Source organism: Bradyrhizobium sp. Rc2d (genome assembly GCF_900099855.1).
GTDB lineage: Bacteria > Pseudomonadota > Alphaproteobacteria > Rhizobiales > Xanthobacteraceae > Bradyrhizobium.
This window is the reverse complement of the sequence record NZ_FNCU01000001.1, coordinates 499,454-516,006: the sequence shown is the minus strand read 5'-3', so window position 1 is coordinate 516,006 and position 16,553 is coordinate 499,454. Positions and strand designations below refer to the sequence as shown.

General features: G+C 65.8%; 12 protein-coding genes and 1 pseudogene. 9 read left to right on the top strand and 4 right to left on the bottom strand.

Annotated elements, in window-relative coordinates:
• Window positions 1-43 precede the first annotated feature (43 nt).
• Window positions 44-217, top strand: coding sequence for a DUF1328 domain-containing protein (locus BLV07_RS02360; protein ID WP_018319670.1), 174 nt, complete (start codon window positions 44-46; stop codon window positions 215-217).
• Window positions 218-376: 159 nt separating this feature from the next.
• Here the strand turns inward: BLV07_RS02360 and BLV07_RS02355 are convergent, their stop codons facing one another.
• The gene (locus BLV07_RS02355) at window positions 377-883 is read right to left on the bottom strand and encodes a thioesterase family protein (RefSeq protein ID WP_091879097.1); all 507 of its coding nucleotides are present in this window, start codon (window positions 881-883) and stop codon (window positions 377-379) included.
• 86 nt (window positions 884-969) lie between these two features.
• Between BLV07_RS02355 and BLV07_RS02350 the strand changes: the two genes are divergently transcribed.
• The 3 genes from BLV07_RS02350 (at window position 970) to BLV07_RS02340 (ending at window position 4,195) form a co-directional block, all read left to right on the top strand.
• Window positions 970-2,394: an FAD-binding oxidoreductase gene (locus tag BLV07_RS02350; protein ID WP_091880300.1), complete on the top strand. Its 1,425-nt coding sequence runs from the start codon at window positions 970-972 to the stop codon at window positions 2,392-2,394.
• A gap of 102 nt (window positions 2,395-2,496) precedes the next feature.
• Complete coding sequence (locus tag BLV07_RS02345) at window positions 2,497-3,795, top strand: Spy/CpxP family protein refolding chaperone (protein ID WP_091880297.1); 1,299 nt, start codon at window positions 2,497-2,499, stop codon at window positions 3,793-3,795.
• 34 nt (window positions 3,796-3,829) lie between these two features.
• The gene (locus tag BLV07_RS02340) at window positions 3,830-4,195 is read left to right on the top strand and encodes a hypothetical protein (protein WP_091879095.1); all 366 of its coding nucleotides are present in this window, start codon (window positions 3,830-3,832) and stop codon (window positions 4,193-4,195) included.
• A gap of 51 nt (window positions 4,196-4,246) precedes the next feature.
• Here BLV07_RS02340 and BLV07_RS02335 read toward each other — a convergent pair whose 3' ends face one another.
• Together BLV07_RS02335 and BLV07_RS02330 are read right to left on the bottom strand one after the other, a co-directional pair.
• A complete protein-coding gene (locus tag BLV07_RS02335) occupies window positions 4,247-5,728 on the bottom strand; it encodes a caspase family protein (RefSeq protein ID WP_091879093.1) in 1,482 nt (493 codons plus the stop codon).
• A gap of 144 nt (window positions 5,729-5,872) precedes the next feature.
• Window positions 5,873-6,793: a LysR family transcriptional regulator gene (locus BLV07_RS02330; protein WP_091880293.1), complete on the bottom strand. Its 921-nt coding sequence runs from the start codon at window positions 6,791-6,793 to the stop codon at window positions 5,873-5,875.
• Window positions 6,794-6,889: 96 nt separating this feature from the next.
• On the opposite strand from BLV07_RS02330, the gene BLV07_RS02325 reads away from it, so the two are divergent.
• On the top strand, window positions 6,890-7,333 hold the full coding sequence (locus tag BLV07_RS02325; protein WP_091879089.1) for a DoxX family protein: 444 nt from the start codon (window positions 6,890-6,892) through the stop codon (window positions 7,331-7,333).
• A gap of 165 nt (window positions 7,334-7,498) precedes the next feature.
• On the top strand, window positions 7,499-8,476 hold the full coding sequence (locus BLV07_RS02320) for an NAD(P)-dependent oxidoreductase (RefSeq protein WP_091880290.1): 978 nt from the start codon (window positions 7,499-7,501) through the stop codon (window positions 8,474-8,476).
• A 6-nt stretch (window positions 8,477-8,482) separates the two neighbouring features.
• On the opposite strand, the pseudogene BLV07_RS02315 reads toward BLV07_RS02320, so the two are convergent.
• Window positions 8,483-9,648, bottom strand: a pseudogene (locus BLV07_RS02315) (ABC transporter substrate-binding protein).
• Between the two features lie 329 nt (window positions 9,649-9,977).
• Between BLV07_RS02315 and BLV07_RS02310 the strand changes: the two are divergent.
• The 3 genes from BLV07_RS02310 to BLV07_RS02300 all read left to right on the top strand — a co-directional run bounded on the left by BLV07_RS02310 (window position 9,978) and on the right by BLV07_RS02300 (window position 16,550).
• Window positions 9,978-12,368 (top strand): bifunctional diguanylate cyclase/phosphodiesterase, encoded by a 2,391-nt coding sequence (locus BLV07_RS02310; RefSeq protein ID WP_244550945.1) that lies wholly within the window; start codon window positions 9,978-9,980, stop codon window positions 12,366-12,368.
• 138 nt (window positions 12,369-12,506) lie between these two features.
• Window positions 12,507-13,805 carry an MFS transporter gene (locus BLV07_RS02305; protein WP_091879084.1) on the top strand — a complete coding sequence of 433 codons (1,299 nt, stop codon included), beginning with the start codon at window positions 12,507-12,509 and terminating at the stop codon, window positions 13,803-13,805.
• Window positions 13,806-13,964: 159 nt separating this feature from the next.
• On the top strand, window positions 13,965-16,550 hold the full coding sequence (locus BLV07_RS02300) for an EAL domain-containing protein (RefSeq protein WP_176945294.1): 2,586 nt from the start codon (window positions 13,965-13,967) through the stop codon (window positions 16,548-16,550).
• Window positions 16,551-16,553 lie beyond the last annotated feature (3 nt).

Sequence of the window (16,553 nt, the reverse complement as noted above, 5' to 3'; positions counted from 1 at the left end):
AGCCGCGCTGGACGCAGACAGACATCAAGACGAGGGTTTGACCATGCTTGGCTGGGTTGTGACGTTTCTGGTTATCGCACTGATCGCCGGTATCCTGGGCTTCGGCGGCATCGCCGGCGCCTCGATCGAGATCGCCAAGATCATCTTCTTCATCGCGGTCGTCCTGTTCCTGGTCTCGGCCGTGGTCGGCTTGGCGCGCGGCCGCAACAGGGTATAGCGGCGATGTTACCTCTCCCGTAGGGAGAGGTCGGATCGCATCGTGAGATGCGATCCGGGTGAGGGGTTACGCTCTCAGCTATTGCTGCGGCCCCTCACCCGGATTGCTGCGCAATCCGACCTCTCCCCGCTGGGGAGAGGTGAACCACAGCACGTGAACTTATCGCTTCGAGGGCATCGCCACGTTCCGGCCGATGCCCTCGGGTCGCAGCACGGCGCTGTGGGTCTTGATGACCGCAGCGATGCGCTCGCGGATATCGGGCGGAAACGGCGCAACGCGCCGCGCATTCATGTCCATGTGCAGCGACATGTTTTCGGAAGTTGCCGACAACCAGCCCTCGGTCGCGTGACGCATCTCCTCAAAGGTGTGCAGCCGCTTGTCGTCGGCCTCCAGCAGCCAGACGAAGATCTGAACGGGATCGCCGAGGTGGATCTCGCGCAAATAGCGCACATGGCATTCGGCGGTGAAGCTCGAGCCGCCTCGCTCCTTCATGTAGGCCGGCCCCATCCCGAGTTCGAGCCAGAGCTGGTCGATCGCCCGGTCGAACATCACGTTGTAATAGGCCATGTTGAGATGGCCGTTGTAGTCGATCCATTGCGGCTCGATCTGCATGATCGAGGCGCGGAATGGCTGCGCTTGGGGCGCTGAGGCGGTAGTCTCCGGCATATGTCCTTCCCTAGCCATGCGTCCGGTCCCTTGACTTGACCGGTTTTATGTCCTTTGCCACGGTTCTTCTCTCGGGAGGAATGTCCGTGGGCACGACCATCACCAATAATCCGCCGCGGCCGGAGCCGAAAGCCCTCGCAAGTGCGCTGGAACAGCTTGCCGCACGCTTCGGCAACCGCCTCATCACCTCGCAGGCCGTTCGCGAACAGCACGGCCATACCACGACATGGATCGTCAACCAGCCGCCCGACGGCGTGGTGATGGCGCAGGAGACCGCCGACATCCAGGACGTAGTGCGGATCTGTGCCAACAATCGCGTGCCCGTCATTCCCTTCGGCACCGGCACCTCGCTCGAGGGCCAGGTCAACGCGCCCGCCGGCGGCATCTCGATCGACCTGCGCGACATGAACAAGGTGCTCGCCGTGCATGCCGAGGATCTCGACTGCGTGATCCAGCCCGGCGTCACCCGCAAGGCGCTCAACGAGCATCTGCGCGATCAGGGCCTGTTCTTCCCGATCGATCCCGGCGCGGACGCTTCGCTCGGCGGCATGGCTTCGACCCGCGCTTCCGGCACCAATGCAGTGCGCTACGGCACCATGCGCGAGAGCGTGCTGGCGCTGAAAGTCGTGCGCGGCGACGGCGAGATCATCACCACAGGCACGCGTGCCAAGAAATCATCCGCCGGCTACGACCTCACCCATCTGTTCGTCGGCGCCGAAGGCACGCTCGGCATCATCTCGGAATTGACCATTCGCCTGCGCGGCATCCCCGAGACCATCGCGGCCGGCGCGGTGTCATTCGAAACCGTGCACGGCGCCTGTCAGGCGGTGATCCTGGCGATCCAGACCGGCATTCCCGTGGCGCGCATCGAGCTGCTCAATGCTGCGCAGGTCAAGGCCTGCAATGCCTATTCCAAGCTGACGCTGCCGGAGACGCCGCTGCTGCTGATGGAATTCCATGGCAGCGAGATCGAGGTCGCCGAACAGTCCAAGGCCTTCGGCGAGATCGCGAAAGAATGCGGCGGCGGCGAGTTCTCCTGGACCACCAAGCCCGAGGATCGCACCAAACTGTGGCAGGCCCGGCACGACGCCTATTGGTCGGTGAAGGCGCTACGTCCCGGCGACAGCATCGGCGTGGTCGCAACCGACGTCTGCGTGCCGATCTCACGTCTCGCCGACTGCGTCAGCGAGACCGAGGAGGATCTCAAGCGCCTCAACCTGTTGTCGCCGATCGTCGGCCATGTCGGCGACGGTAATTTCCATTGCTCGCTGGTGTGTGACGTCAACGATCCCGGCGAGATGGCGCGCGGCGAGGAGTTCATGCATCGCCTGGTCGAGCGCGCGCAGGCGATGGACGGCACCTGCACCGGCGAGCACGGCATCGGCCAGGGCAAGCAGAAATATCTCAAGGCCGAACTCGGCCCCGAAGCGCTGGATGCGATGCGGGCGCTGAAAAAGGCGCTCGATCCCCTCAACATCTTCAACCCCGGCAAGATCGTGCCGGAGGCCTAAAGCCTGCGCGGGCAGGAACCGGGAACTTTCGGCAGCATTGCCGGTTCCAATTCCCGCCAAGTTCCGATGCCTCAATGGCAGGGCTTTGCGCGGGAGGGTGTGATGATGCGACCGGTCGTCGGAATTGCCGCGGTGGCGTTTGCCTGCATGCTGGCGGGCGCGGCTCTGGCCAAGGGCGGACATGGCGGCGGTCACGGCGGTGGCCATGGAGGCGGGCATGGCGGCGGCCACCACGGCGGCGGCCATTTCCGCGGCCATGGCGGTGGGCACGCGCACGGCGGCGGGCATCATCGCGGGATGCGGTTCAGCACCGGCGCCCGGCATGGCGGCCCGAATTTCGGTCAGATTCGCAATGCGGCGATACGGCCGGCGAACTTCCGCAATGCCCTGAACTCCAGCGCATTCCGGAACGGCCGGCTGATCAGCAATCCGGCGGCGCGTGCGCAGCTCGCCGCCGCGGCCGCACTCGCGGGCTGGAGCGGCGCAAGCAGCGGATGGTGGCAACATGCGGGTGGCGGCTATGGCTGGGTCGGACCGCTGTTCTGGCCGTTCGCCTACAATGATCTCTACGACTACACGATCTGGGGCGACGGGCTGGGCTTCTGGGGCTACGGCTATCCGGACATCTATGCCGGCATTTTCGGCCCCTACGGTTATGATCGGTTGTCGGCCTATCTGCCGCAGCAGCCGCAGGGACGACGGCGGGCGCGCGGCGCGCCGCTCGATCAGCTCTGCGGCAGCGACCGCCGTGCAATCGTCGGTCTGCCGATCGATCAGATTGCAGCCGCGGTGCAGCCGAGCGATGCGCAAGGCGCCGAACTTGATGCGCTCGGCAATGCCTCGATTGACGCTGCTGCGCTGATCCGCACATCCTGTCCGACGCAAGCCGCAGCGACGGCGCCCGGCCGGCTCGCGGCGATGCAGCAGCGTGTCGAGGCCCTGCAGAAGGCAGTCGATCTGGTCCAGCCTGCGCTCGACACGTTCTATGGTGCGCTGACTGACGAGCAGAAGGCGCGCTTCAACGCGCTGGCTGACGACCAGCGGCGCGCGACCGCATCGAACAATGCGAGCGGATCGTCGCTGCAGAGTTGCAGCGCGTCCGCCGCGTTCGATTGGCCCGGCGCCACGATCGAGGAGAGGATTCATCCGAACGATACCCAGCGTGCGGCGCTCCAGGTGCTCCAGGATACCAGCGCCAAAGTCAGTGCATCGCTCAAGGCAGCGTGCGAGCCCAATGACGTGATGACACCGCCGGCACGCATGGCCGCAATCCGCAAGCGCCTCGACGTGATGCTGGATGGCATCAAGTCGGTGCGCGCGGCGCTCGATGATTTCTACGCGACGCTGAATGACGAGCAGAAGGCGCAGTTCGAGGCGATCGGCCCGCGCCGTATGTCGTGAACGCCGCAAGCAATCGAAGACCAGGGGTGGGGCAATGAAGTGGTTCGCAAGGCCGGCACCGGCTGACATCTGGGACGAGCCGATCCAGGGACCGATCGGCGATATCGAAGCAGCCGACCGCATTCGCAACATCTGCCAGGCTGCGCGGGCGATCGCCGAAGCCGCCGGAAGTTCAGCGCCGACCAGCACGCGCGGGCGCTATGAACGCGCGGCCCGCGTCGCGATGGAAATCGCGATGAAGATCTCCGATGACCTAATGCGCGACGACGCTGTCCGCCGCATCGTCGATCTCTGCATGAAAGCCGACGATATCAAGACTGCGCAGATACTCTCGCGCGCGATCCAGGCAGGTTGGATCCGCGAGGCCGTCCAGCAGGATTATCCGGTGCTGTCACAGTAGATCCGGCTCGCGCCATGGCGCGAGCCGGATCTCTGTTTGTGCCGGACCGGCTTAATATCTGCGGTCGTCGCCGCGATAGTGATCTCCGCCGCGGCCGCCCATTCCCATGCCGATCCCGATTCCGATGCCGATGCCCTGCATCACGGCGCCGGGCGGCGGCCCCGGGGGCGGCGCGCGCTCGTAGACCACTTCCTCGGGCGGAGGGGCGGGCCGGCGCTTCGGCTGCGTCTCGACCACCTTGCGCTTCGGCGGCGTGTCGTCGACACGCTTCTTGATAATGGGCGCGACGCTCGGATTGACCGGCGTTGCCGGTGCCGATGGCGTCGAGCACGGGCAGGTCGGCGCCATCGCGACGGCGACCGGGGCTGGCGTCGCTGCGGCGGCAACGGGCAGGCCATAGTTGCGGTTCTGGACGCGGAGCAGCAGCCTGCGCGCGGTCGCGGCGAGATCGCTGTTGTCCCAATTCGCAAGATAAGCCTCGAACGAGGCGCGGGTGTTGATCGATACCGCGCGCTCCCAGGCCAGCATCTGCCGCCGCCGCTCCAGCACGGTGCGCAGGCGCGACGTGCGGGCGTCCTGTGCGTAGAGCTCGATATAGGCCTGATAGGCCGGCACCGTGTCCTCGGTGATCACGAGCTCATAGGCGACCTTGGCAGGCTTGCCCTGCAAATCCTTGCGCCAATCCTCGACGCTGCGCGTGGCACTGGCGAGCGCCATCGAATCTGCGCCTGGAAGGGAGGACGGCTGGCCGCTGCTCTCGCCGAAGAACTTGAAGTCGGTGGTCAGCGACGAGCTTTCCCAGGGGATCTGCCGCCCGTCGGTTGATTGCGCCACCGCGACGCGGATGCGCTTGAACACTTCCTCGATCGGCAGATTGGGCTGCTTGGCGATGGTCAGTGCGGCCGTGGTGTAGGGGCTGTCGATGCCGTTGCCGTCCTCGGCTTCGGCGCCGGGCGAGGTCGAATAGGAGATGAAGGAGCCGGGCGCGCCGGCCTTGGTATCGACGATCGCAAGCCCATGGCCGGCGCCGCTGAGCGCGGGGAACGGATTGTTGCGGCAGGCATCGAGCATGAAGATGCGCGCCCGCGTCGGCAGCGCGCCGAGCGTGTTGAGCAGGTCGTTCAGCCGCACGCCCTGGAGTGGAATGTCGGCCTCGCGCTTGGGGTCGAGATCGACCGGCACCAGATAGTTCTCGCCGTCGATCTGCAGGCCATGGCCGGCATAGAACACCAAAGCGACGGTATCGGCACCGCTGGCGCCGACCTTGCCGGCGAAATCCGAGATCGCCGCGCGCATCTCGTTCTGCGCCAGATTGGCCGCCGTGGTGACGGTGAAGCCGGCATTGCCGAGCAGCTCCGTCATGCCCTTGGCGTCATTGGCGGCGTTGGGCAGTTCCGGCACTGTGCGATAGGCGGATTGGCCGATCACGAGCGCGAGCCGCGCTTCGGCGGCGGCGTCGCTCGGCGTCATCACCTGTGCGAGCGCAAGAAAACCGGATGCAAGCAGCAAATTGGAAAAGGCTGGACGGCGCATGGTGTCACCTCCATCGGCAATGCGCACGATGATGGCACCTTTTCTAAATCCCTGCCATGACACTGTATGTGCGCTGGCTCACGTTGGGCGTGCGACAAATCGGGCAGTGGGTCTGCCGGAGCTGGCGCGTCCGGCCGTGCGCCGTCATGGCAGTCCGCGATCCCAGGGTGTCACAGGCGCAAAGCGCGCGGCGAGAAAGTCGATGAAGGCGCGCACCTTGGCCGGCGGGCGGCGGTCGGGCAGGTAGACCGCATGCACTGCGGAAGTCTGGATCTCCGGCTGGTCGAGCGCGAGTGCGACGAGCGCGCCTGAGCGCAGATCGTCGGCGATGATGAAGGTGGGTTGTCGCGCGAGGCCAAGGCCGGCCAGCGTCGCCGCGCGCAGCGCATCGCCATTGTTGGCACGCAAGGTGCCGCTGACCTGGACGCGGATCTCGCCCTCGACGCCGAACAGCCATTCCGCCGCGCTCGCCTGCTGCGAGAGCGTGTAGCCGAGACAATTATGCCCGGCGAGGTCGGCGACGGTGCGCGGCGTGCCGTGCTTGGCAAGATAGGAAGGTGCGGCACAGACCACGAGGCGGTTCGGCGCGAGCTTTCGGGCCACCATGCTGGAGTCGCGCAAGCTGCCGATGCGGATCGCGAGGTCCCAACCTTCCTCGGCGAGGTCGACGAGGCGGTCGTTGAGACCGAGCTCGACGGTGACCTCGGTATGGGCTGCCGAAAACTCCGCGATCAGCGGCGCAATCTGCCTTGTGCCGAACACGACGGGGACATTGACGCGCAGCAGCCCGCGCGGCTCGACGCGTTCGCGTGCGATCGCGGCGTCGGCGGCCTCCATGTCGGCGAGAATGCGCTCGGCAGATTCAAGATAGCTCCGTCCGGCCTCGGTGATGGAGAGCCGTCGCGTGGTGCGGTGGAACAGTTTTGTGCCGAGCCGCGCCTCCAGCGAGGCGACATGCTTGGTCACCATGGTCTGCGACAGGCCCATGGCCCGGGCCGCGCCGGAGAGGCTGCCGACGGCGGCGACCTTGGCGAAGACCTCCAGACTGGTCAGGCGGTCGAGCAAACCTATCTCACTCTGTTGGTGTGAGGTATATTTCGAAAATAGCAGATTATCATCGATATGAGAATAGATCATGTTGCGCCGCAAAGGAGACCTGCCATGATCGATTCCCGTACCGCCCCTTACGCCGCGCTGGTGCTGCGCGTGACCCTGGGCGCGCTGTTCCTCGCCCATGCCAGCCTGAAGCTTTTTGTGTTCACCCCGGCTGGCACCGCAAAGTTCTTCGGCAGCCTCGGCTTCCCGCCCGAGCTCGCCTATCTCATCATGACCGTAGAAGTCCTCAGCGGCGTCGCGCTGATCCTCGGCGTCTGGACCCGCTATGCGGCGCTGGCCGGAATCCCGATCCTGCTCGGCGCGATCTTCTCGGTGCACGGCGCGGCTGGCTTCTTCTTCACCAATCCGAAGGGCGGCTGGGAATTCCCCGCCTTCTGGGCGATCGCGCTCGCGGCGCAGGCCCTGCTCGGCGACGGCGCCTACGCGCTGCGTCCCTCGCGTGACGTCGAAGCGGCGGGCGGCCAACTCAGCGGCGCGCATTCGCGCTGACATCGGCCATCGTTGAAACGCGGGAGCTGCGGGATCACGATCCCGCAGCTCTTTTTGTTGCGCGGGTTATCTGGGCCGGTTGATGCTATGCCTGCTCGTCATCGCCTTCGTGCCATGGCTCTCGACCGCGCTGCCGCGCGTTCGGCTATTGAAGGAGTCTTGCCCTTGAAAGTCCTGCTGGCCCACACGCCGGAGATGCGGCGGAACTATTACGGCGATCGCAGCCTGAACGGCCTGCGCGCGGCCGCCGAGGTGATCCTGCACGAGGGCGAGGAGCCGCTGGACGCAGCCGGCCTCGTGCGTGCGGCCAAGGATACCGACATCATCATCGCTGACCGCATGACCGAGGGTCACGGCGAGATCTTTGCGCAGCTGCCGCGCCTGCGTGCTTTCGTCCGCTGCGCCGTCGACATCCGCAACGTCAACGTCGATGCGGCCTCAGAGGCCGGCGTGCTCGTGACTCGTGCCGGCCCCAGCTTCGTGCAGGCGGTGGCCGAGCTCGCGCTCGGCTTCCTGGTCAATCTCTCCCGCGGCGTGTCGCGCACGACCGCGGACTACCAGGCCGGCCGCAAGCCGGAGGCGCGGATGGGCCGCCAGCTCGCCGGCAGCCGGATCGGCATCATCGGCTATGGCAGCATCGGGCGCTACCTCGCCGAGGTGGCGAAGGTGCTGCGCATGGAGGTGCTGGTCGCCGATCCCTTCGCGACCGTCAGCGACGGCGCGATCCGGCAGGTCTCTCTCGACGAACTCCTCGCCGCGTCGGATTATGTCGTCTGCCTTGCGGTCGCCAACGAGCAGACCGAGAACTTGATTGGGGAAGCAGCACTGGCGCGGATGCAGAAGCACGCCGTCTTCATCAATCTCTCGCGCGGCAATCTCGTCGACGAGGCGGCACTCGCACGGGCATTGCTCGAGCATCGCATCGCCGGCGCGGCCATGGATGTCGGCCGCGCGCCCGACCAGATGCCGACGCCCGAGCTCGCAAAGCTGCCGAACGTGATCGCCACGCCGCATGTCGGCGGGCTAACGCCGCAGGCGATCGAATATCAGTCGCTGGAAACGGTGCGGCAGGTCGAAACGATCGTCAAAGGCGAGGTCCCGCAAGGCGCCGTCAACGCCGACCGCTGGACGCGGCGGCCTTGATCCGCGCTAAAGCCGATCCACGGCCTTGAACGACCCATCCTTCTGAATCACCGTCAAATACACCTTCGGCGGCGCGTCGATCATGCGCGTGCCGACGGTGACGATGCTGCCGCTGATGTCGAAGCGGCCGACGTCGTTGATGGCGCGCAAGAGACTCGCGCGCGTCGGGTTTGGTCCGGCCGCTTCCAGCGCGGCGGCCGCGAGGCGGCCGGAGAGATAGCCTTCGAGCGACACGAAATCGGGCGTCAGCGCCGGGTCGAATGCTGTCTGGGCCGCCTGATAGTCGGCGACGAGCCGCAAGGAGCGATCCCAGGGAGACGGCACGACCTGCGAGACGATGACGCCTTCGCCCTCGGGGCCGAGCTCCTTCGCGAGCGCATTGGCGCCGACGAAGGAGATGTTGACGAAGGTCGGACGAGCGCCGCTGCGGTGCGCGAGCTTGATGAACTCGGCACAGGAACCATAGGTCCCGACCATGACGATGGCTTCGGGATCGGCACGCTTGATCATGCGCCAGGCCTGAGCAACCGCGCGGGTGTTGCGCTCGAAGGTGCCTTCGGCGGCGAGCTCGAGGCCGCGTCTGGCGAGCGCGCGCTTCACGCCGGTCAGACCGTCACGGCCGAAGGAATCATCCTGATAGAAGATACCTATGCGGGTGAACTTGCGATCCTCGGTGAGGTGTTTGATCCAGGCTTCGGCTTCCGCGCCGTAGCTCGCGCGGATGTTGACGACGTTGCAAGTTCGAGATCGCGCAGGAATTCGGCGCCGGTGAACGGGCCGATGAAGGGCACGTTCCTGGCGCTGGTAATGGGAATCGTCGCCATTGCAGTCGGCGTGCCCACCGCGCCGATCAGCGCGAACACCTTGTCGTCCTCGATCAGCCGCAGCGTCTGCGCCACCGAGCGGTCGGGGTCGTAGCCGTCGTCGCGGCTGATCAGCTGCAGCTTGCGGCCGTGCACGCCGCCTTTGGCGTTGATCTCGGTGAACGCCGCGACGATGCCCTGTCGCATGCGCTGTCCGAGCGCGGAAGAGGGACCCTCGAGCGCCGCGGCCTGGCCGAACAGGATCACATCCGCGCTGACACCGGCCTCGTCGGCTTTTGCCGCGAGCATGGTCGCGGCCAGAAGCGCGATGGTCAGGACGACGCATGGCGCCGATCGAAATCGATACATCGGAAAGGTCTTGCCGGATGAACGGAGAAGCTCCACGAAGCATATCCCGGCAGCCTGAATAGCTCGCTAATTGGGCGATGCACCGGCGGACCGTAGTACTCCGGGTAAAACCGGCAAGTTACTTCCACAATGCCGCGCCATTGGCGCACTTCATTAACTAAGCCATGCAATGCACAACGGCCCGGTTCCGAAATTGTGCAGTTCTTAACCGCGTCCTTGTTCCGATAGTGGTTCCTGTACCTCAACCAGAGGTTCGGTGCGTCGCGAAGAGGGACGGGGGCGGTTTCAGGATGGGCGACCGCGATCAGAACGATCAGGATCGGAAACGCATGACCGGACGGTGGCGTGCCGCGGCGCTGCTCGGGCTGTATCGTCCTGCGCTCGTCGCGGTCGGCGTCGGTGTCTTGTTCTCGCTGGTCGGCGCGGCCGCCGTGGCGCGGTGGGAGGACCGCGTCAACAAGATCGAGTTCGAGAACGTGGCCGAAACCGAAGCGATCGTCATGCAGAACGGCATGAACGAGTACATCTCCAGGCTCGTCGCGCTGCGCACGCTGTTCGAGTCGACCAACGAGGAAATCACCCGCAGCGAGTTCGAGACCTTCAGCGCCCGGCTGTTCGAGCGCCATCCCGGCATGCTGCGCATCGCCTGGCTGCCGCGCGTCAACCGCAAGGAGCGCGCCGACTACGAGGCCGCGGCGATCACCGACGGCGTTTCCGGCTATCGGATCAAGTCGCTCCAAGGCAAAGGCTTTGCGACCGCGCCGCAGAGCGACGAGTATTTTCCGGTGTTCTACTCGACCCAGCCGAAGACGTCTTCGGTCTACGGCATGGATTATTCGACGGTGCCGGAGCGCCGCGCAGTCCTGGAACGCGCGCGCGACAACGATCGGTTGGCTGCCATTCGCACCCGCCTCTACGAGCCGAAGGAGGGCGGCCAGCTGCCCGACGTCCTCGTCGCCATTCCCGTCTACGCCAAGGGAACCTCGCGCGAGACGGTTGCGGACCGCCGCCGCAATCTCGCCGGCTTCGTCGTCGGCATCTTCGACCTGCCGCTGCTGATCCAGACCATTCGCGTGACGACCGGAGCAAGTCCCGCCGTCAGCGTGAATGTCTATCCGCCCTTCACGGGGCAGATCGTCAGCCTGGAGCAAACGCAGCCGGATTATTCGTCGGCCGCCAAGGCGCCACAGTCGATGCGCGATGTCGCACGCACCCTGCACTGGTCGGGCACTCTCAAGATCGGTGATACCGATTGGCAGGTGCGCGCCATGCCGACAGCGGGCGGTTCACTGGAGCCGTCCTACGATCGCGCCGCCGCAGTCCTCATCGTCGGCATGCTGCTAACGCTGTCGCTGTCGACCTATCTCATGCTCGCCAGCCGCAATTCACGCCGGCTGTCGGTTGCGAACCGGCGGGTGCTCGAGCTCGCCCAGACCGACATTCTGACCGGCCTGCCGAACCGCGCCTTCTTCCTCGCCCGGCTCGACGAGCTCAATGGCCGATTGAAGGACGATGGCCCGACCTTCTCCATTCTGATGCTCGACCTCGACCGCTTCAAGAACGTCAACGATTCCCTCGGTCACGGTGCCGGCGATGCACTGCTGCGCCAGGTGGCGCAGCGGCTGAAATCCGCGGTGCGGGCGAGCGACGTGCTGGCGCGGCTCGGCGGCGACGAATTCGCCATCATCCAGGAGCGGTGTCGGGATCAGCGCGCCTGCTCGACCGAATTGGCGGGACGGATCGCCAAGCTTGTGGCCGAACCCTTCCTGCTGCCCGGGCATCGCGTCGAGATCGGCACCAGCATCGGCATCGCGATCGCGCCCGATCACGGCAGCGATCAGGAACAGCTGTTGAAGAAAGCGGACCTTGCGCTCTACCGCTCGAAATCGGCGGGCCGCAACTGCTTTACCATCTATGACGAGGCGATGTCGGCCGAGCTCGAGGCGCGCAACACGCTGGAAGGCGACTTGCGCGACGCCATCGCGCAGTGTCAGCTCGAGGTGCACTACCAGCCGTTCGTCGATGCTCTCAGCGGCGCGCGGCGCGGCTTCGAGGCGCTGGTGCGCTGGCGGCATCCGACGCGCGGACTGATCCCGCCGGACCAGTTCATTTCGCTCGCCGAGGAGACCGGACTGATCGTGCCGCTCGGCGAATTCGTGCTGCGCCGCGCCTGCGCTGACGCCGCCAACTGGCCGCCCGATCTGATGGTTGCCGTGAACCTGTCGCCGATCCAGTTCAAGGAGGCGGAGCTGTTCGAGATGATCTCGGCGGCGCTCGCAGATTCCGGCCTGCCGCCGCAGCGGCTGGAAATCGAGATCACGGAATCCGTGCTGCTGGAGCGCGGCACCGAGAACCACGCCTTCATGGAGCGGCTGAAGCATCTCGGCATCGAGCTCGCGCTCGACGATTTCGGCACCGGCTATTCCTCGCTCAGCTATCTGACTGCGTTCCCGTTCGACAAGATCAAGATCGACAAGTCGTTCATTCGCAACCTCACGCATCAGCCGCGCAGCTCCGCCATCATCTCCTCGATCGTGACGCTGGCGCGCGGGCTGGACATGTCGGTCACCGCGGAAGGCGTCGAGACCCGCGAGGAGTTCGAGCGGCTGAAGGCGCTCGGCGTCAATTTTGCGCAAGGCTATCTGTTCGGCCGTCCGCAGCCGATCGAGCGGATCCTGTTCGACGCGCCCGCCAAGCGCTCACGGCGCGACGCCGCCTGAGCGCGCGCCTCGAAGGATGGACGCAGGGCCGCTCTCAAATGCGACCGCGCTGCCGCTCAGCGGGCATGCATGAAAAGCGCTTGACCCGGATTTCACGAGATGGTCCCAAGGACCGTCCAGGGATGAAATAAAAATAACATGCGGCTTCCGTTCTTCTACGGCTGGGTCGTGGTCGCCGTGACCTTCGTCACCATGGCCATTGGCGTCAACGCACGCACCGCCTTTTCATTGTTCTTTCCGCCCATCATCTCCGAATTCGGCTGGGAGCGCGGCATCACCGCGGGCGCCTTCTCCTTCGGCTTCGTGGCGTCGGGCGTGGTCAGCCCGCTGATCGGCCGCCTGATGGACCGCGCCGGCCCGCGCGCGGTGATGGAGCTCGGTGTGGTGCTGATGGGTGGAGGCCTGCTGCTCGCACCGCTCACGAGCTCGCCCTGGCATCTCTATGTCACCATCGGCGTCATGGTCGGCGCCGGCTCGGTGTGTCTCGGCTATTCCGGCCAGTCGCTGTTTTTGCCGAACTGGTTCATCCGCAAACGCGGCTTTGCCATCGGCATCGCCTTTGCCGGCGTCGGCATCGGCTCAGTGACGCTGCTGCCATGGGTGCAACACATGATCGAGCAGACCGGCTGGCGCACCGCCTGCACCGCAATGGGGCTGCTCGTCGTGATCGTGCTGGCGCCGATCAATCTGCTGCTGCGCAAGCGTCCCGAGGACATCGGCCTTCAGCCGGATGGCGATGCTGCTCCGGCCGCGGGAGCGGCAAAGCCCGTCTCCAACGTCGTCGATCCCGTCTGGGCCCACACCGAATGGACGCTGAAGCGCGCCGTCGCAACTGCACGATTCTGGTGGATCGCGCTCGGCTATTTCTGCGGCCTGTACATCTGGTACGCCGTGCAGGTGCACCAGACCAAATTCCTCCTCGACATTGGCTTCAGCCCTGGCGTCGCGGTGTGGGCGCTCGGCATCATTAGCCTGCTCGGCATTCCCGGCCAGATTCTGCTCGGCCATGTCTCCGACCGGATCGGGCGGGAATGGGTGTGGGCGATCAGCTGCGCGGGTTTTGCAATCTGCTTCGCGGCGCTGATGGCGTTGAAGTTCCAGCCGTCATTGTGGCTGGTCTACATCATGGTGTTCACGCAAGGCGCGCTCGGCTACGGCCTCACCTCGATCATGGGCGCGGTGGTGTTCGAGATCTTTCATGGCAGGCACCAGGGCAGCATTTTTGGCACGATCATGCTGGCCGCGCTGGCGGGCGGTGCCGCCGGTCCGTGGGTGACCGGCTTGCTCTACGATCGCGCCGGCGATTACACGCTCGCCTTCGGCATCGCGATGATCGTGAGCGGATTGTCGGCGCTCTCGATCTGGCAGGCCGCGCCGCGCAAGGTGCGGGTGGTGGCCGGCCGGCTGCACGAGCTTCAAGGCGAAACAGGTGAGTGACAGGTTCCTCATGCACCGCATTGCCGTCGTCTCCTTGGCGGAACGTTAAGCACGTCGCGTCTTGGTGGGACGCGACCGGATGCAAAAAAGATATTGCACACTATCGGAGCGTTAGCGTCGGTTGATTGCCGCTCCTTCCGATACCCTCCGGTTCCAACGATGTCTGCCTCCGATTGCCTAGTGACCGAAATGCCGGACGTACTATTGGCTGCGCTCGAACGCGCCGACGATGCCATCATCATCGTCGACAGCGCGCGTCGCATCACGCATTTCAACGCCGGTGCGGAGCGGATCTGGAAGCTTGCGCGCGCTGAGGTGCTCGGCCGCGACGCCGAACTGCTCACTCTCAAATGCCTGCACGCCGACCCGATCGCGGAGTTCCGCGACGAGATCAGCCTCACGCGGCATGACGGCAGCCGGATCAGGACCGCCATCTCGCTTTCGTCCGTTGCAAACGGCGGCGTGACTCATCACGTCGTGTTCGCGCGCGACGTCACCACTGAAGCGGAACGCCGCGCGCGCATCGCGCTGCTCGACACCGTCTCGGACCAGACCAACCGCGCCGTGCTCATTACCGACACCGAGCTCGACATCCGCTACACCAATGCGGCGTTCACGTCGTTGTTCGGCTATTCCGCCGCGGAAGCTGAGGGGCGGCGCGCAACCGACCTGCTGGCCGGCCGTCACACCGACCGCAAGGCGCTGACGAGGATCGGACGGCGCCTCATCAGGGGCGGTCCGGGCGGTGAAGCCGAGGTCCTGATCTACACCAAGCACGGCGAGGAGATCTGGGTCGCCGCCCGGATTGACGCCTTTCGCGACAGGAAGGGCCGGGTCAAGCACATCTTCGCGCTGCTTGAGGACATCACCGAGACCAAGCAGCTGCGCTCGCTCCAGCAACTCATCATGGGCGCGCTCGCCGACGAGGTGCCGATCGGCGAGATCGCCGACCGGCTCTGCCGCCGCGTCGAGCAGATTGCGCCCGACGTCGTCTGTTCGCTGCTTCACGTCGATGCCGTCGGCCTGATCCATCCGCTCGGCGGCCCAAGCCTGCCCGACGATTATTCCCGCGCGCTGGACGGCGTGGCCATCGGCCCCGACGTCGGCTCCTGCGGAAGCGCCGCCTTTCATGGCGAGCCGGTGCTGGCGACCGACCTCGACACCGATCCGCGCTGGCAGCCCTACAAGGCGATGCCGCTCGCGATCGGGCTGCGTGCCTGCTGGTCGACGCCGGTCAAGGCCAAGGACGGCCGCGTCATTGCGACCTTCGCCTTCTACTATCGGGAGCCGCGCGCGCCGAGCAACTGGCACCGGCGCATCGTCGAGGCCTGCGTCAATCTCGGCGCCTTCGCGATCGAGCGCAAGGAGGCGCGCGCCGAGATCGCGCGGCTCGCCTATCACGACATCCTCACCGGATTGCCGAACCGCGCGCAGCTGCGGCACTTGATCACCACCGCGATCGACGCCTGCCCGACCGGCAGTCACGTCGCGCTCGCCTTCCTCGACGTCGATCATTTCAAGGACGTCAACGACACGCTGGGCCATGCCGCCGGCGACGAGCTGCTGGTCCAGCTCGCACAGCGGCTGCGCGAGCAGATCGGGCCCGAAGACATGCTGGGACGGCTCGGCGGCGACGAATTCGTCATCCTGCTGCCGCAACGCAATGCCGAGAGCGCCGAGCGCGTCGCGGCCGGCATCACCGAAGCGCTCGCCGCGCCCTTAAAGCTTGGATCGAAGCTGATGCCGATGTCGGCCAGCATCGGCATCAGCCTCTATCCTGATCTTGCCACCGACATCGATACTTTGATGCAGCAGGCTGATGCCGCCATGTACATGGCCAAGCAGGCCGGGCGCTCGACCCATCGCCTGTTCAGCGCCGAGATGAACCTACTTGCCGAGCAGCGGCTGGCGCTGATCGCAGCGCTGCGCCGCGCCATCGCCGAAGGCGCGCTGAGCCTCAGCTACCAGCCGCAGATTCGCAGCTGCGACGGCGCCATCCACGGCGTCGAGGCGCTGGCGCGCTGGCAAGATGCCGTACTCGGCGACATCTCCCCGGCAAAGTTCATTCCGCTTGCCGAGGAGTGCGGCCTGATCGAGCAGATCGGCCTGTGGTCGGTGCGCGAGGCCTGCCGGCAGCTGGCGAGCTGGCACCGCGCCGGGCTCAACATTCCCAGTGTGTCGGTGAACCTGTCGCCGATCAATTTCCGCAACGTCACGCTGGCTGCGCGGCTCAAGGACATCCTCGCCGAATACAAGCTGCCGGCGGATGCCTTGATGCTCGAGATCACCGAAGGCGCGTTCATGCAGGACGGCGCCGCCGCGCTGGAGACCATGAACGCGATCCGCGAGCTCGGCGTCGGGCTCGCGGTCGATGATTTCGGCACCGGCTATTCCAGCCTCAGCCGCCTCGCGCATCTGCCGATCCGCGAGCTCAAGATCGACCGCAGTTTCATGCGCGACATCGAGAAGGACGCTGGCGCGCTCGCCATCGCCACCGCCGTGGTGCGCGTAGGCCAAGGCCTCGGCATGACCGTCGTCGCCGAGGGCGTCGAGACCGAGGGCCAGCGCAGGACGCTGGCCGAACTCGGCTGCGACGTCGTGCAAGGCTTCCTCTACGCCCCCGCGCTTCCTCCCGTCGCCTTCGAGCGCTGGCTGATCGAGCACTGCGCCGGGCAGGCGAGGGCGATGCTGGGTCGATTCGACATCGCGTCGGCGGACCGCGGCGTGGCGAAGCGGTCGGCGTAGGGC